General features: G+C 48.1%; 18 protein-coding genes. 5 read left to right on the top strand and 13 right to left on the bottom strand.

The genetic code is table 11. The features are described 5' to 3' along the window. Positions 1-85: 85 nt before the first annotated feature. A complete protein-coding gene (locus tag CD05_RS0102445; protein WP_028509157.1) occupies positions 86-1,819 on the bottom strand; it encodes a hypothetical protein in 1,734 nt (577 codons plus the stop codon). 269 nt (positions 1,820-2,088) lie between these two features. Here CD05_RS0102445 and CD05_RS17145 point away from each other — a divergent pair, with 269 nt between their 5' ends. Then, entirely contained in the window at positions 2,089-2,922 is an 834-nt protein-coding gene (locus CD05_RS17145; RefSeq protein ID WP_084262074.1) for a polysaccharide deacetylase family protein, read from the top strand. A gap of 369 nt (positions 2,923-3,291) precedes the next feature. On the opposite strand, the gene CD05_RS0102435 is transcribed toward CD05_RS17145, so the two are convergent. The 9 genes from CD05_RS0102435 to CD05_RS0102395 all read right to left on the bottom strand — a co-directional run bounded on the left by CD05_RS0102435 (position 3,292) and on the right by CD05_RS0102395 (position 12,225). Then, on the bottom strand, positions 3,292-3,537 hold the full coding sequence (locus CD05_RS0102435) for an IreB family regulatory phosphoprotein (RefSeq protein WP_028509156.1): 246 nt from the start codon (positions 3,535-3,537) through the stop codon (positions 3,292-3,294). Between the two features lie 179 nt (positions 3,538-3,716). Further along, the gene (gene pheT, locus CD05_RS0102430; protein WP_028509155.1) at positions 3,717-6,134 is read right to left on the bottom strand and encodes a phenylalanine--tRNA ligase subunit beta; all 2,418 of its coding nucleotides are present in this window, start codon (positions 6,132-6,134) and stop codon (positions 3,717-3,719) included. Positions 6,135-6,156: 22 nt separating this feature from the next. After that, positions 6,157-6,711, bottom strand: a complete 555-nt coding sequence (locus CD05_RS0102425; RefSeq protein WP_028509154.1) for a hypothetical protein — start codon at positions 6,709-6,711, stop codon at positions 6,157-6,159. A gap of 13 nt (positions 6,712-6,724) precedes the next feature. Next, positions 6,725-7,744, bottom strand: a complete 1,020-nt coding sequence (gene pheS / locus CD05_RS0102420) for a phenylalanine--tRNA ligase subunit alpha (RefSeq protein ID WP_028509153.1) — start codon at positions 7,742-7,744, stop codon at positions 6,725-6,727. A 361-nt stretch (positions 7,745-8,105) separates the two neighbouring features. Continuing rightward, positions 8,106-8,327 carry a DUF6290 family protein gene (locus tag CD05_RS0102415; RefSeq protein WP_028509152.1) on the bottom strand — a complete coding sequence of 74 codons (222 nt, stop codon included), beginning with the start codon at positions 8,325-8,327 and terminating at the stop codon, positions 8,106-8,108. 14 nt (positions 8,328-8,341) lie between these two features. After that, complete coding sequence (locus CD05_RS17140) at positions 8,342-8,950, bottom strand: hypothetical protein (RefSeq protein ID WP_037322750.1); 609 nt, start codon at positions 8,948-8,950, stop codon at positions 8,342-8,344. Between the two features lie 225 nt (positions 8,951-9,175). Beyond that, a complete protein-coding gene (locus tag CD05_RS0102405) occupies positions 9,176-9,664 on the bottom strand; it encodes an acyl-CoA thioesterase (protein ID WP_028509151.1) in 489 nt (162 codons plus the stop codon). 124 nt (positions 9,665-9,788) lie between these two features. Then, a complete protein-coding gene (locus CD05_RS0102400; protein WP_028509150.1) occupies positions 9,789-11,690 on the bottom strand; it encodes a hypothetical protein in 1,902 nt (633 codons plus the stop codon). A 1-nt stretch (position 11,691) separates the two neighbouring features. Beyond that, on the bottom strand, positions 11,692-12,225 hold the full coding sequence (locus tag CD05_RS0102395) for a sigma-70 family RNA polymerase sigma factor (RefSeq protein WP_028509149.1): 534 nt from the start codon (positions 12,223-12,225) through the stop codon (positions 11,692-11,694). 769 nt (positions 12,226-12,994) lie between these two features. Here CD05_RS0102395 and CD05_RS0102390 point away from each other — a divergent pair. After that, the gene (locus CD05_RS0102390) at positions 12,995-13,864 is read left to right on the top strand and encodes a hypothetical protein (RefSeq protein ID WP_028509148.1); all 870 of its coding nucleotides are present in this window, start codon (positions 12,995-12,997) and stop codon (positions 13,862-13,864) included. A gap of 66 nt (positions 13,865-13,930) precedes the next feature. On the opposite strand, the gene CD05_RS0102385 is transcribed toward CD05_RS0102390, so the two are convergent. From CD05_RS0102385 to CD05_RS0102375, 3 genes are all read right to left on the bottom strand, one after another. Beyond that, a complete protein-coding gene (locus CD05_RS0102385; protein WP_028509147.1) occupies positions 13,931-15,604 on the bottom strand; it encodes an AMP-binding protein in 1,674 nt (557 codons plus the stop codon). Between the two features lie 295 nt (positions 15,605-15,899). Beyond that, a complete protein-coding gene (locus CD05_RS0102380) occupies positions 15,900-17,255 on the bottom strand; it encodes a fibronectin type III domain-containing protein (RefSeq protein WP_028509146.1) in 1,356 nt (451 codons plus the stop codon). A gap of 64 nt (positions 17,256-17,319) precedes the next feature. Next, complete coding sequence (locus CD05_RS0102375; protein WP_028509145.1) at positions 17,320-19,200, bottom strand: carbohydrate-binding domain-containing protein; 1,881 nt, start codon at positions 19,198-19,200, stop codon at positions 17,320-17,322. Positions 19,201-19,786: 586 nt separating this feature from the next. Here CD05_RS0102375 and CD05_RS0102370 point away from each other — a divergent pair. From CD05_RS0102370 to CD05_RS0102360, 3 genes are read left to right on the top strand one after another with little or no spacing between them, the layout of a single operon-like run. After that, positions 19,787-20,092, top strand: a complete 306-nt coding sequence (locus CD05_RS0102370; RefSeq protein ID WP_028509144.1) for a PadR family transcriptional regulator — start codon at positions 19,787-19,789, stop codon at positions 20,090-20,092. A gap of 21 nt (positions 20,093-20,113) precedes the next feature. Beyond that, positions 20,114-20,782, top strand: coding sequence for a DUF1700 domain-containing protein (locus CD05_RS0102365; protein ID WP_028509143.1), 669 nt, complete (start codon positions 20,114-20,116; stop codon positions 20,780-20,782). 13 nt (positions 20,783-20,795) lie between these two features. Further along, positions 20,796-21,668: a DUF4097 family beta strand repeat-containing protein gene (locus CD05_RS0102360; protein ID WP_028509142.1), complete on the top strand. Its 873-nt coding sequence runs from the start codon at positions 20,796-20,798 to the stop codon at positions 21,666-21,668. Positions 21,669-21,694: the final 26 nt, after the last annotated feature.

The raw sequence follows: 21,694 nt of genomic DNA, 5'->3' as shown, positions 1-21,694 counted from the left end.
AAAACGCACCCAGGCATAAAAAACGCACCCTTGCGGGTGCGTTTAGTTTTTTATACGTCCTTAGATTTAAACGTCCTTTTATTTATCAGACATCCTCTTTTGTGGATGTTCCGAGCTCGGTAGTAGTAGTGCCTGTTACCTCGCTGCCGCCTGTAGCTGTCTGAGCATCTTCAATAACGTTTGTGCCTGTGCCTACGATCTTGCCGAAGAGCTCCTCGCCGAGAACGTCCTTAAGGTGATCCTGGAAGCCCTGGATATCAAGAGTAGCAGCATACTTGTCTGTGCCCTCGCCGGATTCAAGGTCGATAGCTATTGCATCGGAAGGAACAGCGATGTCGGAAGCATCAGTCTGCTCTAATGTGAATGCGATGTCGAATATGCTCTTGCCGTCCATCGAAGACGAGAATACGAAGTCTGTCTTGTCAGCTGTGGAGTTGGATGTGAACACAAGGCCAACTGTTTTGCCGTTTGCTGTAGCATCGAAGGATACAGTACCGGACATTACATTGTCGGTAGTCTTAACGTCCTTAAGAGCGAATACCATGTTATAGTCGCCCTCGCCGGAGGAAGTCTTGTTATCCATCTTTATAGAGCCGTTGAGAGTGTCGTTCTCGTTCTTGATAACGCCTGCAACTGTCATATCAGCGTCAGAGCCGCCGTTGAACTTCATATCTACAACGTAGTCATCGCCAACAGCTGTGGATACAGCGTAGATGCCCTCGCCGTCATTTTCCATCTTGAAGCCTGCGATAGCGCCCTCGCTGTCGAACATTACATCAAAGCTCACAACTTCGCCGTTTTCATCAATGGAGTTGTCCTCCATCTCAGCGAGCATCTCATCTAAACCTGCTACAAATGCAGAGCTGTCAGACTGTGTGAATTCCTTTATTGTCTCGTTGTCAAGGAAATCCTTGATAAGAGTGTCATCCTTAGCCTTTTCAATAACAGCCTTGGTTATCTTCATAGCATCAGCTTCAGTTACATCGTAGGTCTTGGTAGTGAGCTCGTAGGAGACACCGTCTACCTCACCCTTTGTAGCCTCAGCATCCTTGCCCTCGGGGAAGTTCTCAGCTATCGTCTGAGCATACTCAGCTATATCCTGCTCAAGAGCTTCCTGATCTACAGATTCAAGAGCCTCGATAAGTGCGTTATAATCAGGCACCTTGACATTGCTCTCATCAATATCTCCGCCCTGCTGCTCTGCAATAGCCTCAGCCGACTTCTGTGTATAAGCCTGCATCGGAGCCTGAACAGCATTCTCAGCCATAGTCTTGAGCTGCTCTAAGCTGACGCTTACATATGTGTCTGAAAGCTCGGGGACCTGTGCGTAAACATTGCCGCCGCTCCTGTCGCCTATGATATTTGCTGTAGCAAGTGTCTGGCCGCCGTACTGGCCTTCGAGTGTGAGCTGTGCAGCATCACCCTTCTGCTTTGCAGCGACATTGAGTGCGATAGACTTGATGTCAGCCTCCTGTGTGAGCATCTCACCGGGAGTAACTGTAAGGCTTGCGTTATAAGCGAAGTCAAGATCACCGGAAACAGCCTTGGTAACAGTTTCTACCTGATCTGCCACGCTGGACTTTACAACTTCGATCTTGTCAGTTGCCTTGTCAAGACCCTTCTGGAGCTCCTCGTCGCTGACTTTGAGCTCGATGGAGTCAGAGCCCTTCTTCTTGCCGTCCTTATCCTGAGACTGGCTGGAGCTCTCATCGTCCTTGTCTGCATTCTTCTGGTTTACAAAGTAATATGCACCTGAACCTACCACTGTTACTGCGAGCACGCCTGAAAGGACAGGTGTAAGTATCGACTTTTTAAGCATGATTCATCCCTCCGTATTTTCGTTTCTACATTTCGTTTTGTTGTTTTTCTTGCTGCATATTATTATGCAATTTTATTTTAACACAAAGAATAATGAATGTCAATATTATTAATATCACAATTCGGAAACAAAAATCCCCCTCCTATTATCTAAAGCAGACAAAAAATCGGCAAACGATTACATATTGTAATCAATTTCCTGTGATAGTTCTATCGGTTCAGGAGACACTATAATACAGGCAAAAACAACGATATAAAGGAGAAATAACCATGAAAAAGCTACTGATAGCAGCTGCCTGCCTTTGTGCGGCAGGGGCATATGCCGGCAAGGAGCAGAGCGACAGAGTGATAGACCGGGCAGCGGACGGTGCCAAGAGCATCATCGCACAGGTAAGCGAGCTGGCAAGCTCTGACACCTTGTCAAAGGAAAAGCACGGCTACGGCCAGGGCGTGAATGTCGATGACAAAAACCGTCCGACAGGCGCTCTTGATTTCAACGCACAGTTCGGCAAATACGGCGCACTTGCCATTAACGAGCAGGACAAGCGCATAGAGCTGACCTTTGACCAGGGGTATGAAAACGGCTTCACCGAGAAGATACTCGACACCCTGAAAGAGAAAAACGTCAGAGCGACATTCTTTCTTGTGGGCGACTACGCCGAAAAGAACCCCGAGCTTGTAAAGCGCATGATAGAGGACGGCCACACGATAGGCAGCCACACGCAGACACACCCCTCAATGCCAGACCTGACAGCAGAGCAGATAAGTGATGAGATAGGCACACTGCACGACTATATCAAAAAGCACTACGGCTACGAGATGACGGAGCTGCGGCCGCCTATGGGCGAGTATTCAGAGTTCAGTCTGAGTGAAACGCAGAAGGCCGGCTACACCACAAAGCTATGGAGCTTTGCCTACAAGGACTGGCTGACCGACGACCAGCCCGACCCTGCCTACGCCAGAGAAAAGCTCATTTCCGGCGCTCATGAGGGAGCAATATATCTTCTGCACTCAGTATCGAGCACCAACGCCGAGGTCTTAGGCGATGTCATCGACGGGATAAGGGGCAAAGGGTTTGAGTTTTTTGAACTTGAAGCAAGGTAACAGGTTACAGGTTACAGGTGAGGTGTCCTGCTTACGCAGGACGTTATGCCCATTCGGGCTGTGGTGGGATGGCTTTGCTTCAAGACGGCTCTCTCGCTCCCCATTGGGTACACGAGGGGCTTTCGAGCCGACTTTGGCGCCTCATACGCCACCTCGACCCTTCGCACTGCATATCCAACGACCTGGCTGATACCGTCAGGTCGATCGCCCGAATGGGCATACCGTGCGCCGCAGGGAATTGTTTTGCAAAGCAAAACTTTCTTCTTATCGGCTTTGCCGATAAGACACGACACCTCAATTAATTATGCATTATGCATTCTTAATTATGCATTAAAAAAACCCGGCACCTCACGATGCCGGGAAATATCATCAGCTGTCTAAATAACTCCTTACCAGCGCTTCAAGCAGCTCGTCACGGTCGATGTGACGTACAAGGCTTCTTGCGTTGTTGTAGGTGGTTATGTATGTAGGGTCTTCCGAAAGGATGTAACCTACTATCTGATTTATAGGGTTATAGCCCTTTTCTTTAAGTGCCTCGTAGATAACTGTAAGAGTCTTTTTCAGCTCATACTCCTTATCATGCGGCAATGAAAATTCCATTGTTCTGTCGTGCATAAAGCTCAGCTCCTTCTTGTCCGGGGGATATGTCTCCTTATATATTTATCTATATTATATTATACGTCATTCTCATAAAAATATCAAGTCTTTTTTAAAATTTTATTGATTTTACATAAACCCACAACAAAAAATTGTCTAAATAGCAGATTTTGATATTTATGCAGCGAAGAAGTTCATCATTCTCTCAGTGCCCAGCCGTTTTCAGCAAGAGCCTTGAACACCTTATCCATAGCCTTGTCGGTCTGCTCGTCTGTGAGTGTGCCGTCGTGCGAGCGCATAGTTACCGAGTAGGAAACGCTCTTCTTGCCATTGTCTATCTGAGAGCCTGTGTAAACGTCAAAGAGTGTAACGCTTTCAAGTATAGAGCCTGCTGCCTTCCTGATAGCCTTCTCGATGTCAGCTACAGGTGTGTCCTTGCCGCATACTACAGAAAGGTCACGCACGCTTGCCGGGAACTTGGGCAGCGGCTTGTATGTCTTGACAGGCACGCAGCCTTCCATAAGCTCGGGTATGCATATCTTTGCGATGTAAAGGCGCTCCTTTACCTTGTAGTTCTCGGAAACGTCGGGAGAGAGCTCGCCGAATATGCCTATCTCCCTGCCTTCTGCTGTCTTTATAACAGCCACTCTGCCCGGGTGGAAGGAAGCCTTCTCGCCGAATACGCAGTTGTCGTCGGGGCGTGTTATCTCGTATCCTTCAAGGCCTGCCTTGTCGAGAAGCTCGGTTATCATGCCCTTGAGCTCATAGAACTTCATCGGGTCTTCGCTGTCGTACATACCTATGCAAAGTCTTACAGGCTCCTTGGGCAGCACCTCATCATCACAGGGGATATACTCGTTGCCGAGCTCAAAAAGCGTTGCTGCCTTGTTGCGGTAGTTTATGTTTCGCACAAGCACCTCGCACATGGAAGGAACTATAGATGTTCTCATAACGCTCGTGTCTTCGCCGAGGGGGTTTGAGATAACTACAGTCTTTCTTAGGCTGCTGTCAGCCGGAAGTGCTATCTTGTCAAAATACTTGGGCGAGATGAAGGAGAATGTCTCGCACTCACTTGCGCCGAGGGCGAGCATAGTGCGTCTTACCTTTCTCTCAAACACCTGCTTGGGGGTAAGCTGTGCCTGTGCGACACCTCTTATAATAGTAGAGGGTATCCTGTTGTAGCCATAGAGTCTTGCAACTTCCTCTGCGATATCAGCCTTGCAGCCGATATCTATCCTGAAATAAGGCGCATATACCCTGCCGTCCCTGACTTCGAGCTCTAAGCTCGCAAGATACTTTATCATGTCCTCCTCGGGGATATCCGTGCCTAAGAAGCCGTTTATCCATGCGCTGTCGAATTCAACGCTCTTGGGTGTCTTGTCGGAATAATCCTCGTCGGTGTATTCTCTTACTACCTCGCCGGCACCGAGCTGTTCAACGAGCTCGAATGCTCTCATAAGTGCGTGGTAGGTGTTCTCAGCGTCAAGACCCTTCTCGTAGCGTGCGGAAGCATCGGTTCTCATGCCGAGCTTCTTTGCAGTAGTTCTTACAGATGCGCCGTCAAAGTTAGCCGACTCAAAAACTACAGTGTTTGTGTCTTCCATGATGCCGCTGTACTCGCCGCCCATAACACCTGCTACAGCGACAGGCTTCTTCTCGTCAGCGATAACGAGCATCTCGGGAGAAAGCTCTCTCTCAACACCGTCAAGAGTTGTTATCTTTTCTCCAGCCTGCGCATTTCTTATGCGTATCTTGCCGCCCTCGATATAGCGGATATCAAATGCGTGCATAGGCGAGCCGTATTCAAGCATTACGAAGTTTGTTATATCAACGAGGTTGTTGATAGGCCTTACACCACAGGCACGGAGCCTTTCTCTTAACCAGCGTGGTGAGGGCTCTATCTTTACATTCTTAACGATACCGCCCATGTATCTGGGGCAGAGCTTTGTGTTTTCTATCTTGATGTCAACATAGTCGCTCGTCTTGCCGTCGATGCCCTTGTACTCAGGCTTTTTGAGCTTGAGCGGCAGGCCGAATGTAGCGGCTGTCTCTCTTGCAAGGCCTGTAACAGATAAGCAGTCGGGGCGGTTAGAGGTTATCTCAAACTCTATCTTAGTATCGTCAAAGCCGATAGCTTCTCTTATATCCTTGCCGATAGTCTTGTCAACATCATCGCCTAAGATGAATATGCCGTCATCTATCGCATAGGGGAAGTCGTTAACAGTCAGACCCAGCTCGGCAACAGAGCAGAGCATACCGTTTGATGCAACGCCTCTGAGCTTGCCCTTTGTTATCTTGACCTGCTTGCCCTCGTGAAGAACTGTTGACTTGTGCTTTGCAACAGGCACGAAGTCGCCCTTCTTGACGTTCTGAGCACCTGTGACTATCTGCACAGGCTCGCCCTCACCTACGTCGATCTGAGTGATGAACATATGGTCAGAGTCGGGGTGGCGCTCTATTTCAAGCACCTGACCTACTACGACATTCGAGAGGTAGTTGCCCTCCTCCTCAAAGCACTCGACCTTTGAGCCGGAGATAGTGAGCCCTGAAACGAGCTCCTTGATAGGAACATCTATATCTACATAATCCTTGAGCCATCTTAATGAAAGATCCATGTTTTTCTTCCTTTCGTGTTATTTATTGTTGCCTGCCCTCTGCTATGGCATGGGGTGCGTATTCGCCCATATACAGGCAGAACTGACGGTAGCTGTTTATAGTTTCTGTGGAGTTTTTGGCCATACCATTGGTGAAGCTGCTAAAGAGACAGTTCTTTCCGCTGTCCATAGTCAGCTGGATAACTGCACCTGCATAGTGTCTTCCGGTCGCAGGAGTCCATGTCTCCTCAGTGTGCATACCGCTTATCCTGGTTATCTCGCTGTAGTATATCATTCTTGCATCTGCAAGGTCTATCAGGCAGTCGTCAAAAAAGAAATACTTGCCTGCCACATTCTTTTCGCAGGCGTTGACATCAGCTTCGAGCTCGTCACCGTACTGCGCTTTTACAGCGTTCAGGTGAGTGATATACTTTACCATGCTCACCGGTATCATTATCAGAAAGATGCCGATAAACCCGGCGAGAAGATACATCGCCGCACCGTCGGTAAGCGCTATGAGAGCTGCCAGAAACACGCCGCAGAGAAGCTCTGCCAGAATACCGCCACGCAGCTTCTGGCTTACAGCCTTTTTATACATAGCCTCTCACCCTTTAAAACTGCGAGAGGAATCTCACATCGTTCTCGTAGAGCAGACGCATATCGTTTACCTTGTATCTGCCCATTGCTATACGCTCAAGACCGATACCGAATGCAAATCCCGAATACTCCTCGGGGTCTATGCCGCAGCCTTCCAGCACCTTGGGGTGTACCATGCCGGCGCCCAAAAGCTCTATCCAGCCCTCCTGCTTGCACATAGGGCAGCCTGCGCCGTGGCAGTTAAAGCACATAAGGTCTACCTCAGCAGACGGCTCTGTGTAGGGGAAGTGGTGAGGACGGAACCTGACCTTTGTCTCCTCGCCGTAAAGGCGCTTCATCAGAAGCTCGAGAGTACCCTTAAGGTCTGCCATAGTCACGCCCTTGTCTATTACAAGACCCTCTATCTGGTGGAAAAGGGGTGAATGTGTAGCATCTACCGTATCAGAGCGGTAAACACGTCCGGGAGAGATTATCCTTATCGGGGGCTTGCGCTGCTCCATAGTTCTTATCTGAACAGACGATGTCTGCGTTCTGAGCACGACGTTCTCGTTTATATAGAAAGTATCCTGTGTATCTCTTGCAGGGTGGGTCTTGGGCATATTGAGCGCCTCAAAGCAGTAATGGTCTGTCTCGACCTCGGGGCCTTCAACTATATCAAAGCCCATGCCTAAGAACACCTGCTCTACCTCCTCGAGTGTTGCATCGAGTGGGTGAGCGTGGCCGGTCTTTATCTTCTTGCCGGGCATGGTCACATCAATCGTTTCCTCGATCAGCTTTTTCTGAGCAAGCTCACGCTTTATAGCGTTCTGCTTCTCTGTAATTGCGTTCTCGATCTCTGCTCTCACCTTGTTTGCAAGCTGACCCATAACAGGTCTTTCCTCCGCAGAAAGGCCGCCCATCTGCTTTAAAATAGCAGTTATCTCGCCCTTCTTGCCCAGGAACTTGACTCTCATCTCCTCAAGAGCCTTGGCATCAAATGCCTTTGCAAGCTGTTCTTTAGCCTGCTCATTGAGCTTTAACAGCTGTTCTTTCATCAGGTTTTCCTCCTCATTTTCGTCAATAAAAAAAGCCCTGCCCTTTTAACAGGACAAGACCCGGTCTCGCTTATGAACCACCCATTAAAGAAGCCACCACTTCCCCTTCCCGTAACGCTGGAAATGCGTCTGCGCTTACAAGACACCCTTCGGCGCAGCCACTCGCAAGTGAACTTCACATTTTTCAATGCATAGGGCGCTTTCACCAATACGCACCCCTCTCTGAAAGCATTACTTTAAAATGCTACTCTCTTGGTCAACGTGTTATACCGTGTTTTCAATTACAGAATATATTATATCACCCTCCGCCCCCGATTTCAAGGGGTTTACAGAAAGTTTACAAGTTGAAGATATCTTCCTATTATTCAAGCCCCAGCTCATCTGCTAATTCTTTAAAACTGCGTGAAACAGGATCTTTTCTATATTCTGCCATTGCATCATTATATGCTTTTAAATCCTGCTCATCTTCAATTCTTTCAAAAAGTGCAGCCTTAAACGCTTCTTCAGGGGTCAGACTATGCTTTGCAGCGTATTGATTGACTAACGCCATTTGTTCATCTGTCACATCGAGCTTTAATAACATAGCAAAACTCCTTATTATAGATTAAAAATATTCTCATGCTCATCAGGATCGTCGTCCTCGATGATGTTATACTGCTTTTTGGGGTAGTGTATCTGCTCATGCAGGTTTTCAAGCAGAAACAGCTTGCCCCTTGTGTCCTGAAAGTCAAGCATCAGCCTGCCCTGCGAAAGCTCACTGTCCATAAATTTGTACTTCTTTGAGCTTTTGACAGCGGGCTGTGCGCCTTTTTTCAGGCAGACTATCAGCCTGCCCCTATTGTCCTGATAGGAGCGCTCGATGTCCTTGTATTCAAGCACTATCTCGGTCTTGATGTGCGTAATGAGCGTTATCTGGCAGTGCTCTATGTGGTCATCATATATCCTCGTGTAGCAATCAGTGCTGCGTGAGAGGGCATACACCCTGTACAGCAGCAGCGCCACGAAGATATTCCCCACCCCGACGAGCCACAGAATGACCTTTATTATCATCACTGGTGCCAAAAAGCCTATGACCACGATAGCAGCAGCTATTATCAGGTTTTTGTACATATTCTTCTGCATCTTGCGGTGCTCTTCAAGATCATGCGCCGCCTTCAACACCTGCTCTCTCTTATCAAGCTTCGGCGGATATGAGTACATAAGCATTTATAACACCCCCCTCTTGTTTAGTTAACAGTTATCAGTTAACAGTTAATAGTTAAGGTGTGCGGCTGCGCCGCACATATGCCCATTCGGGCGTTTATATCACAGTAAGCGTATTTTATCAAAATGTCAGGTCACAAGTCCGAATGGACATCAATCCGCCGCAGGCGGATACAATAACTGTTAACTGTTAACTTTTATCTTTTAACTTGAACAAGCGCTGCTTGTTCAGAATCCCTCGCTGTTTCTGTGCTTTCTGATCTCCTTGCGCTTGACAGCACCTTCCCATTCTATCTGCTCGTTTATCGTCTCACATTTAAGGCCGTATTTAATGGGCTGCGGCACGCCGTCTTCGTCAACGTGTACAAGGGTAAGGTAGGCATGGTTTATCGCTGTGCGCACGCCGGTCGCCTTCTCCTCGGAATAGGAATCCACACGCACCTCCATAGAGGTATTGCCAACATACGTCACCTTTGCTATGAGCACGACTATGTCGTTGAGCACAGCGCCCTTTTTGAATTTCAGGCTGTCCACCATGAGCGTTACACAGTTGCCGCCTGCGTGGCGCATAGCTGCAACGCCTGCTGCTTCGTCTATCCATTCCATGAGCCTGCCGCCGAAAAGACGGTTCTGCCCGTTGATGTCACGGTATTGCAGCAGCTTTGTTATCTCGGTTACCGAATCAGTCGCTTTTTTTAATGGTCTGTTATCACTCATAGTCGTTACCTCCCTTTGGTCATGGGTCTTTGTTTGCAGTATCATTATACCACATATCAGACTGCTTTTCAAGTATGCAAAAAACGCCGCACCCTCTCGTAATGAAAGAGTGCGGCTGTAGTTTTTACACCATAGGCTTATAAACCGTGCCGTTTATCTTTACAGATACAGCCTTAATATAGTCTATCCTTAGCGAGCTGAAGCTGATGTAGCCAAGATCTGCCATATCTACGTCCTTGACGGTTATATCCTGCACGCTGCCGTCCTCAAAGGTGATCGACATAACTGTCTTTTGGCTGTCGTTCTCGGCAAAGAGTCTCTTGATGCCATCTGTGGAGAATACCGTGCCGTCTGCCCTATCGACCTTAAGAGTTACGTTGTTGTCATCGCCTGCGGTGAATACCTTTCCGCCTGTAACACTGCTTACCGAGAACTCTACAGTACCAAGCACGCTGTCCCTGAACTGCTCCTTATCTGTCCAGTAGGGGTCGAGAAGGGTGTATTCATCTTCTGCCATTGAATCGTCCCATATGAACCATACAGCCTCGAATCGGTCGGGGTCAAGGTCTTTAAGCGCCTCTTTGTATTCCTTTATTGTCAGCTGAGCGCTTACGAGGGTAGAGCCGTCATCATCTGTCTTGTATGTAAAGCTCTCGCCTTTTTTGAATGTCGCACTCTCTGCCGTGCCGTCCTTTTTGTATGTCCTGATGTATACGCCAATGTTGCTCTTGTTGTCGTCAATGAGCTTTGCTGCCGTCTCATTTTGCAACTTCATGCCAAGTGCCACGCAAAGGTCATCGCCGTAGTCAAAGGTCACAGCGTCCGGGAATTCAAATCCGGCATTGCCGGTGTCCTTTGCCGTGTCCTTATTATCGGCATCATCAACATCATCAAGTGAGAATGTCACCTTGCCGAGAATGCTTTCCTTATCCTCCTCGTCATCGAGCGGATAATCATTTCTGTTCATCTTGACAAGCTTTTCATCAAGCTCGGGTGTCAGGGTGAACCACACCGCCTCGATACTGCTGACATCATAGTCCGCAAGCGTCTGATTGTATGAGGGTATGGTGATATACTCTCTTACATAGGTCTTGCCGTCGCTGTCATCGGTCATAGAGACCTGTTCTTCACTAAGGCAATGCTTGCCGCCCTGCTTGTCGGTCACTCTGAGATATGTCAGCAGCTTGTCACGGTTGTTCGCTATTATATCGCTGCCCTCGTCATCAAGCGCCTCTGCCAAAAAGCCGAGCATAAGATTCCCGCCCTCGGTATAGGTCAGATACCTTGTCAGCTTGAAGTGCTGTGTGAGGACATATTCGTTTGTTAACGAGTCGCTGTTGCTTTCTTCAAACTCCCACAGTACAGCATCGCTCTCTGCCCTGTTCTGCGAATACACTGTGCCGTTTATGACTACCGAGCTGACCGCTGTCGGGTCGATGTCAAAGTGTGCAAATTCAAGATGGCCGTAGCTCTTGTCGGTTATGTCTCTGACACAGATATCCTGCCTTTCGCCGTTTGTGAAAACAAGCGTCATTACAACAGTCCTGTCGTCCTCATCTCCCGAGTCGAATATCTTCACACTTTCCCTGTCGGCGTACTCGGAACCCTCGTAGGTGTTTTTGCCTATCTTCAGGGTCTTGCCGTCAATGCTTGTGAATACCACCGTCTGCTCGTCTGCTTTGCCGATAGCGTTTGACGAATCATTAACCGCCTGTGCGGCCTTAAGTGACGAAGGCTCGTCCTTTATCCTGCCTGCAAATGTTACTGCCGACACACCGACAATAAGCACTGCTGCCGCTGCTGCTACTGCTCCGAAGCCCTTGAAGCCACGGGAAACTTTTATATTATCTCTTGTTCTCTTATCATTCATCTCAATGCCAGCCTTTCTCATAACGGAGGACATGATGCGCTCCTGCTGCGCACTTGTTATATCGGCTGACTTATCTATCTTATCAAAGCCGTGCCCGAGCTTTTCCATGTCTTTTTCTGAAAAGCTCTCAGACATTTGTTCAAGTCTGTCACGCATATCAGTCATCCTCCTTTAAAAACGTTCTCAGCTTTTCAAGCCCTCTCGAGATGCGCTTGTCAACTGTGTTTGTCTTAAGCCCCATGTCATAGGCTATCTCGCTGCTTTTCTGGCCGTAGAAATACTTGCGCAGAAATATCTCCTCGTCCTTGCTGCCGAGCCTGTGGAGAGCACACGCAAGGTCATAGTCGCCTTCGCCGAATCCGCCGGGGTCTGATATCTCTTTATCAAGCTCTTCAAGGCTCACTGTATCGCTGCTGCGGTATTTTTTTCTCAGCATATCGTTACAGTGCCTTGCAGCTATCACAGAGATAAGGCCTCTTGCAGTTTTTAGCTTCCGGCTGCTGCTTTTGCAGTATGTATAGAATTTAAAGAACACATCGCTCACTGCCTCCTCAATATCCTCCTCAGAGCATATGCCGGACAGCTTTGTGCGGCAGATCTTCAGCACATAAGCGCTGTATTGCAGCACAGCCTCCTGCAGCCCTGTTTCGGGACAAGTCAGCATGAGCGCAGCTATTCTTTTATCAGTCATAGCCTTAACCTCACTTTTTTTGAACGTTCACTTACTTAGTCGTCTGCCATTATGAAAAACTGACACTGAGATGAAAAAAATTTTTCCTGATAATTATATCACATCACAAAGCCCTCTGTCAAACATATCATGCTCTTAAATTAAGCATAAAAAAGAGCGCCCGTACTCGGGCACTCCTTGGTAAGTCAGACGTAGTGGAAAGTCTCAGTATGTTTAATTAAGGCAATACCGCACGAAGATTGTGCGCAGATCACGCAGTCAGATTTTTCGTCAGATCACCCAGATCCGCCGCAGGAATACTACCGTATTTCAAGGTGGATTTGGGCGATATGACGGAAAAGCTGCAAGTAAGATGCGTACAAAGCCGTCAGGCGGTCTTTGTGCGGTGTTGCCATAAGATTTCAGGTTCAGTTGCCGTTGCCTAAAACAGCGTTTTTCTGAAGCTCGGGCTTGGGGGATTTGTGTATTGTTTTTCAAGCGCTTTCATAAGTAATACCCTGCCGCCCATTATTTGGGTGCAAAGAATTCGGATTTTTTTGATATTTTTTTCACAGCTTGCAAAAAAGCCTGTAGATACGGCATTTTAGGGGGATATAATAATAGCGCCGCTTTATATACTATATATTATATATAAGTTTTTAGCACTTTAGCGATATGCACAAAATCTAAAAAGAAATAATAACAAATATTGGCTGCCGCTATTGCACCATTTATATTGGTATCAGGGGTATTATTCATGAAATCGAAAAAAGCTGGAGGTAATCAAAAAATGATAAAAAAACTCTTTGGTGAAATAAACATGACATGGAAAAAGGTCATCATCTACGCCATAGCAGCCGGCGTGTATACAGCGCTGATGGCAATACTTGTGCCTGACTGGTGCTCATTCCACGACATAGCCGTGACAGAAGAAGGTTGGATACTGCTCGCACTTGTCGTTATCACAAACTGTGAAAAGCCGCTTGAAGCAGCGCTGAAGACATTTGTGTTCTTTCTTATCTCGCAGCCGCTCGTTTATCTCATACAGGTGCCGTTTTCGGATATGGGCTGGGGGCTGTTCGGGTATTACCGCTACTGGTTTATGATCACCCTGCTCACCTTCCCCGGCGCATTCATTGCGTGGTATATAAAAAAGGATAATATCCTCTCGGGCATTATCCTCTCAGTCGCACTTGTGCTGTTATGCCTTCAAGGGGTGGGCTATCTTAAGTCAGCGCTTAGCGAATTTCCGCACCACCTGCTCTCGACGGTCTACTGCATAGGCATCATACCCGTGTTTATCTTCATTATCCTTAAAAACAAAAAGGCAAAGATACTCTCCTGCATCATAAGTGCAGCAGCTCTTGCCGTGATACTTGTATACACCTTTGCACTCAGCACCTCTTACATCATGGCAGGCAACGTCCTCCTTGATGACATCGGCAATATCCAGCTTGATGAGGGCTGCGAGGTCGAGGTAAGTGACGAAGCTGTCAGCAAGGCGTGGATAGAGGAAGACTATCAGGGCGACTACCAGCTTATGATGGAGTTTTACAAGTATGACACAAACACTGTGACCATTACTGATGCAAACGGCAATGAAACAGTGATCGAGATATACCTTGATGAAGACAAAAACTACAGGGTAAGCAAAAAATAAGAGCTATAAATATCCCCCGGGAACGCACATTCCCGGGGGTGAGCTTTTCATTATCACCGATACGCATCAGGCGTTTGCGGCCTTTTTAGCATCGTTTTCTCTTATCTCTACACGCCTTATCTTGCCGCTTATCGTCTTGGGCAGCTCTTCCACAAACTCCACTATGCGGGGATATTTGTAGGGCGCTGTGGAGGTCTTGACGTAGTTTTGCAGCTCCTTGACAAGCTTTTCATCGCCCTTGTCCTTGTATTCCTTGGTGAGCACGATAGTTGCCTTTACCACCTTGCCTCTTATAGCATCGTCAGCCGCAGTCACGGCACATTCAAGCACCGAAGGGTGCTCCATGAGTATGCTCTCTATCTCAAAAGGCCCTATGCGGTAGCCGGAAGCCTTTATCAGGTCGTCTGTTCTGCCGACATACCAAAAATACCCGTCCTCGTCACGGTAAGCGGTGTCGCCTGTGTGGTAAACACCGTCGTGCCATGCCTTTTCGGTAAGCTCGGGGTTGCGGTAGTATTCCTTGAAAAGCCCCTGCTTCTTGCCCCTCTCGGCGTGAATGACTATCTCGCCTGTCTCGCCTGTCTTAACTGTGTTGCCCTGCTTGTCAACAAGGTCAAGGTCGTACATCGGCGAGGGCTTGCCCATTGAGCCTGCCTTGGGCTTCATGCCGTAGAAGTTCGCAATAGCTACGCACATCTCAGTCTGCCCGAAGCCCTCCATGAGCTCTAAGCCTGTGTATTCCTTCCAGCGGTTGAACACCTCGGGGTTTAACGCTTCACCTGCGATAGTTGAATATTTGAGCGATGAGAGGTCGTATTTCTCCAAGCCTGCCTTGATAAAGAAGCGGTACATGGTAGGCGGTGCGCAGAATGATGTGATGTTGTATTTTTCAAGCACCGAGAGCATCTTGTCAGGGTCAAAGCGGTCAAAGTCATACACGAACACAGTCGCACCGACTGCGAGCTGGCCGTACATCTTGCCCCACGCACACTTAGCCCAGCCCGACTCGGAAACTGTCAGGTGAACGGAAGTATCATCAAGGTGGTGCCAGTGCTTTGCTGTGATTATATGCCCTGCTGCAAGCGCATGGTCGTGCAGCACCATTTTCGGATATCCTGTGGTGCCTGATGAGAAGTATGCAAGCATCGGTTCATCGACGGTTGTCTCTATGCGCTCTAATGTGTCGGGGTATTTCTCTATCTCAGCATCAAAATCAGTCCAGCCGTCACGCTCGCACTTTGTGACAAAGCATTCCTTCATGCCGTCATATTCTTCAAGCGCACGGTCAATGTGCAGCGTTACGTTGTCCTCGTGAGTTGCAAATATATACTTTACGTCTGCTGCCTTGAAGCGGTAAACGTAGTCATTCTTCATAAGCTGGCTCGTTGCAGGGATAAGCAGCGCACCTATCTTGTCAAGAGCATATGCCAAGAACCAGAACTCATAGTGGCGCTTTAACACTGCCATAACGGCATCGCCCTTCTTAACGCCGTGAGCTATGAGCATATTGGCTGTCTTGTTTGAATAGCGTGAGATGTCAGCGTATGTGAACTTGCGCTCCTTGCCGTTCTCGCTCACCCAGTAGAGCGCCACCTTGTCCGGGAACAGCTCTGCCAGCTTGTCTATAACGTCATACCCGAAGTTGAAGTTATCAGGCAGCCGCAGCTCGAACTTATTGATAACGCCGTTCTCGTCAAAGCCTTCCTCAACGAACTGTTTATAAAAATCAACTAATCGCATATCTGTATGTATCTCCTGTCTTAAGCGAAGAGCCTGCAAAGCCCCTTATTCCCCGTATCAGGGGTGTTCGTTCTCTGTTAGTTATACTACTGTCATATTTTTAGACAGATGTATTTCTTTTTTACACTTGTCTAAAAATTTCATAACCTATGATAACATTATACATTGAACTTTTTTGCAAAAAAGTTTGAATATATTGTAAACAATAGTCGCATACCCTCTTATCTTCCACGATATGACAATTATATGCAAAAAACGACCCGGAAACAGCAGCGCCCCCGGGTCATTATCATCATTATTTAGTTGTTTTCTTTGTTGCCTTCTTTGAGAGCGGCACCTCGTCGTACTGCTCGAACACCCACATCCAGCCGGTCTCGCCCGACTCGAAGCTGTAGGTCTTCTTGCCTATCTTTATCTCTGTCCTGAAATGCTGGCAGGAGCGCACGCTCGGGGTCATGCACTGCATATAGTGCCCCTTGTAGCCGAGTATCGTGAGCATCTCGGCGATCGCACCGTTGTAGCTGTTGCACTGTCCTAATTTCTGTACAGTAACATTTGCAAAGTAGCCGCCTGCGTTGGCAACGTACTTGTAGTCATACTTGTTGTTCTTGTTTATCCAGTTTATTGTGTAGAGCAGCTTCTGAGCATCTGTCCAGTCTGCACCGAAATGCTCCTTGGCAAAAGTCTCATAAGCCTTTCTGCTCGCCTCGCTGACGTATGACTTTGTCTTGGTCGATGATATAGCGCCTGTCTTCTTATTGGCAGAGGTTATGTATGTATAATAGTAGTTGGGTGCATCAGCAGCCTTTGCCTTGGGCAGCATCTTGCAAAGCAAAGCGTATTCCATGCTGAATGCATTTTCAAGCTCTGTCAGGTCATAGTGGGCTTCCTTTGCCTTCTGGCTCTTGGCGTATGCGACACCGTTGCCTGCTGAGTCCTTGTTGTAAGGCCTTACGCAGAACCGATAGCCGTTAGTGCCGCCTGTGCTCACCATGTAAAGCGCCTTGGTCTGATACTTTGACTTGCTGTACATACCGAGCTTTATGCTGCCCTTTGTCGGGTCAGTCACATTTGCGACCTTCTTCCACTTCTTGTTCCAGTAGTCGTAGAGGTAGATAAGATAGCCGTCGCACTCGGTCTTGCCCCACTTTACCTTTATTGATGTTGCATCAGAGTTGGGGTTTATGACACTTACGCTCTTGACCTTGTAGTCCTTAGAGCTTACAGGCGCAGTCGTCACCTTGTAGGCCTTGCTCGACTTGCCCCAGATCTTGTTGCCGTCCTTGTCGTAGTTAAATGCCCTCACCTTGAGTGTATACTCAGTGTTTGCCTTAAGCCCTGTGAGCTTGCCGCTCGATGCAAAGGTGCTGATAGTATACACGGCTTTATACTTTCCGTTTACAAGGCTGTAGATCCTGTAGCCGTGTGCATTCTCTGCCTCATCCCATTTGAGGGTGACAGATGTGCTGTTTGCGCTGTAGCCCTTTATTACTACCTTTGAGGGGGTCTTGCCCTCGTTCTCGGGGGCTGACCTTGCGCTTACCTGTATCGTGCTGTCAAACAGCCCTGTCTCCTGTGCTGACGGTGCAGCTGCCGACATAAGCATAACTGCGCACGCCGCAAGTGATATCACTCGCTTTTTCATTTCCATGACTTGAAAACTTCCTTCCCATTATAGTGTATGGGTCAGAGGTGTGCGCAGACATTTGATCGCTTTACTGTGTTTTGCCGAGAGTCACATTCCAGCCTGCGAGATACTGCTTAAGGAGCAGACCGTCCTTAAGGTTTACCTCACCGTCGCCGTTGACATCGCAGTTTGGCATGACTATCTCCACTTCCCAGCCGGCAAGATACTGCTGCATGAGCATACCGTCTTTAAGGTCGACGCTGCCGTCACCGTTCACATCGCCGGGTGTCATACCTGTCGGCGGTGCGGGCGGCTCCTCGCCGTCAGCCGGCTTTTCGGGAGGGGTGTCTGTCCCCTGACCGCCCTGTCCTCCGGGGCCGAACTGAGATGAGGTGCTGCCGTTTCCGGCTGTTACTGTCGCTGTGCTTACCTCTGTACCATTTATATACAGGCTGTAGCTGTCGCCTGTTTGTAACGTATCTGATGCGTAAACTATATGGCTCGCTGACTTTTCGGCTGTGAAGGAATAAAGCGTCTCTCCGTCTGATGATTTTATCTCGACTGTGTCGCCCTTTGATATGCTGACACCGCTATCCTGCTGGCTCTGCTGCTGTCCGGGCATACCACCCTGCATACCGCCGCCTTGCTGTCCCGGCATACCACCCTGCTGGCCTGGCATACCGCCGCCCATTCCGCCTGAGCCAAATGCGATGTAATTGCCGGAGGTGGGAACTGTCGCCATATTTGCTGTGCCGATGCCGATGACTGTGCCGCCGGTCACATAAAAGCCGTTGCCGCTGTCGCCGTAGTCAAGGGCTGCATTGTCGTTCTGGGTCGAGCCGAACACCTGCGTGAAGCCGCCGGAGAAATTTAAGTTGCCGTTAGAATCAAGCCCGTCGCCGCCTGCGTTTACAAGCCACTCGCCGCCATATATGTTTATCGAAAAATCATAGTTTGTAAGGTCACTGTTGGCAGCATTTATGCCGTCATCAGTTGAATTAATAACGCCCACGCCGCTGTAGAGGTTCACCACTGCACCCTCAAAGCTCTCGTAAGCTGTAGTTATCGTGATGTCAGGGCCGTAGTCGCTGCCCTTTGTGCCGATGTTGAGTGTATAGTCGCTCTTGATTCCGTCATCAGCTGCCGAAACGGTTATCTTGCCGCCTGTAATGTCGGCGCCGTTCTGACCCTTGATGCCGTCATCGCCTGCGGTCACGTTTATTGTGCCGCCGCTTATCGTGAGAACGCCCTTGCTCTCTGTGTCGTCGTCGTCAGGCGAGCTCTTTATGCCGTCGTTGTCAGATGTGACGTTTATAATGCCGCCAAGGATATTCAGCTCGCCGTCTGCGGCAATGCCTGAATTTGCGGCCTTTGCGTTAAGTGTGAAGCTGTCGTCAGCACTCTGCCCTATATTAATAGTAGATGCCGCACCGCCCTTGATGGCGTTTTTGCAGCTGCTGCCGTCGGCTGTCAGCGTGCCGTCGCCTGTTATTGTAAGAGATGCGCCTGCCTTGACCTTTATCGCTGCACCCTCAAAAGCATCTGCGACTGCCTCGTCTGTTGATGTCTCGTTTGCAGGGTCTTCCTTGTCGGTCAGCACGCTGTCGCCCTTTAATATAATAGTAGCCTCAGCCGTCTTGTTGACCGAGAGGGGCGCAGTTGTAGACGAAGTAAGCGTCAGGCTGTCGAGAATGAGCACTACATCAGTCGTGCCCTTTTTGACCTTGATATTGCCCTCGGCGCACTCGCCGCTTATGACATATGTACCGGAAGCGTTGATCGTAAGCTCTGTGCCATCGATCTTATATCCGCCCTCGTCTGTCATTGTAACGATGCCTGTCTCTGTGAAGGTGAAGCTGTTTGTGATGTCCTCGCTCTCGTAAGCTATGGCACTCCAAATGCTCGCACCTGTCAGCATAGCTGCCGCTGTAAAACCTGAAACTGCCCTTTTAATAATGCTTGCTTTCATAAATATCAACTCCAATATCATAAATGTTATTGCCGATGATATTATTATAGCTTTGGTAACTTAAATTAACTTAAATCAAATGTGAAAACTATGTGAAAGCAAAAAGGTTACAAACGTATGCCAAATAGTAACCCTTTTGTAATTATACCACACCAAAGCCCCCTTGTCAACCACTAATAGTACATTTTATGGCACTGTAATAAGTAAAATCAGTTACCTTTTGTGCAAAATTGCATAAAGCGGAAAGGTTTTGTTTGGCATGCATTATTATTATCCGACAAATATTATAAAATTCAAGATATTGTATTGACAAACAATATTATACGTTGTATAATATTATCAAGGACACAGGAAGTGAACAATTACTATTAACTGTTAAGGCAACACCGCACGACCATTGTGTGTCAGATGCGCCGTCCGAATTTTCGTCAGAATGCCCATTTTTGCCGCAGTTTTACTGGCGTAAAACAAGGTGAAATTGGGTATTATGACGGAAATTCGGCAAGCAGATGGCACACAAAGGCCAGAGCCGGTGGTCGTGCGGTGTTGCCTTTACTATTAACTGTTCAAAAAGGAGGTACGATACATGGGCTTTCCGATAAGTGCAGCGCTGCTTGACTCGATGGTGCTTGCGATAGTCGAGAAGGAGGATACCTACGGCTATGAGATAACAAGAAACCTTCGTGAAGTGGCAGATGTCAGTGAATCGACACTATACCCTGTGCTGCGGCGATTGCAGAAGAATATGCTGCTCGAAACGTATGACCGGGAGTATATGGGAAGAAACAGAAGGTATTACAGGGTGACTGCAAAAGGCATAACGGCGCTTGATGAATATAAATCAGAATGGCAGCACCACAAGGAAATGGTAGATAAGATACTTGACCAGTAGTTTTGACGGAGGAGAAAAGATATGAACAGGACAGAATTTATGAGCGCCCTTGAAAAACGCCTGATGCCCCTGAATGCAGAGGACAGGGAGGACGCACTGAGATATTACGACGAGCTTTTTGATGAAGCAGGCCCGATAGACGAGCAGAAGATACTCGATGACCTCGATGACCCCGACACGATAGCAAGACAGATTCTCACAGACAACGGCATTGACCCCGACGGAAGACCGGAGTTTATGATAGACGAGGCTGTAAGACCCCGGCAGCAGAATACTCAGAACGGCCAGGGCAGCTTTACCGAGAACCTGAAGAATGATGTCAGCAATATGAGCGACTCTACAAAGATAGTACTCGTGATAGCAATAATAATCCTCACAGCTCCGTTATGGGGCGGCATAGTAGGAACAGCATTCGGCGTGCTGTGCGGTCTTATCGGTATTGCGATAGGCCTTGTGGCAGCATTCACAGCGGCAGGCGTGGCACTTACGGTAGCCGGCTTTGTTTACCTCTTTAAGATACCCCCGATAGGGCTTTGCATAATCGGCATCGGCCTTATAGTATTAGCACTTGATATACTTATCATCTTCCCGTTTGTAAAGTGGGTGTTCAGCACACTTATCAAGTTCATAAAGTGGTTGGCTGATACTATCAAGGGACTTATAAACAAGCGCCGCAGCGCTGCTGCATAAGGAGGTAAGAGCTATGGAAAACAAAAAGAGAAATATAACAGGTCTTAGCTTCCTGATACTCGGTATATTGGTGCTCGTAATAGGCATCATTGCCGTAAACAACACGGATATGTCAAAGTATAAGCAGGAAAATGACAGGCATGAGAGCTTTGCTGAGACATACAGCGCTGAGAACATCGACGAGATAAAGCTATCATTCAGCCTTAATGACTACAGGGTAGTATTTGATGAGAACGCAACGGATATAAAAGTCGATTGCACCGACGTTAATAAGGAACTGCTGGATATAAAGACCGAGAAGAACTCCTTCAAGCTCGATGAGGACAGCGGCACGAATATCAATAAGGGCATCTTCCACTTCGAGTTCTTCGGCCTTGACTTATCAAGAGCTGACGAGATAGACAGTATAACCGATTTAGATAAGCTCTTTTATGACGGCGACGGCGAGGTAACGATAACTATCCCTGCAAGACTGTATGATGATGTCAAGATAACAGCAGGTGTCGGCAATGTCGATGTACAGGGCGGCGAGTGTAAGACATTTAAGCTCTCGGCTGGTGTAGGCAATGTCGATATCAACGGCACAAAGGCTCAGGAATGTGACTTCTCGGCAGGCGTGGGTAATGTCGATTGCAGCGAGGTCAGCTTTGAGAGCTTTGACCTCTCAGCAGGTATGGGTAACGTCAAGGTAAGAGGTTTCCTCGGCGATACAAAGCTCAGCTGCGGCGTCGGCAACGTCGAGCTCCATATCAAGAACAGCTCGGATAACTATAATTTCAAGGGCGACGACGTTGATATCCATAGAGGCGGTAATAGTACATCTGATGAAGAATATGATATCAAGATAAGTACAGGCCTCGGCGATTGTGATATATACTTCGAGTAAAGAGAAAGAACAAAGATAACAAAACG

This window comes from Ruminococcus sp. NK3A76 (assembly GCF_000686125.1).
Classification (GTDB): Bacteria; Bacillota; Clostridia; order Oscillospirales; family Ruminococcaceae; genus NK3A76.
This window is presented reverse-complemented; position numbering and strand designations above follow the sequence as displayed.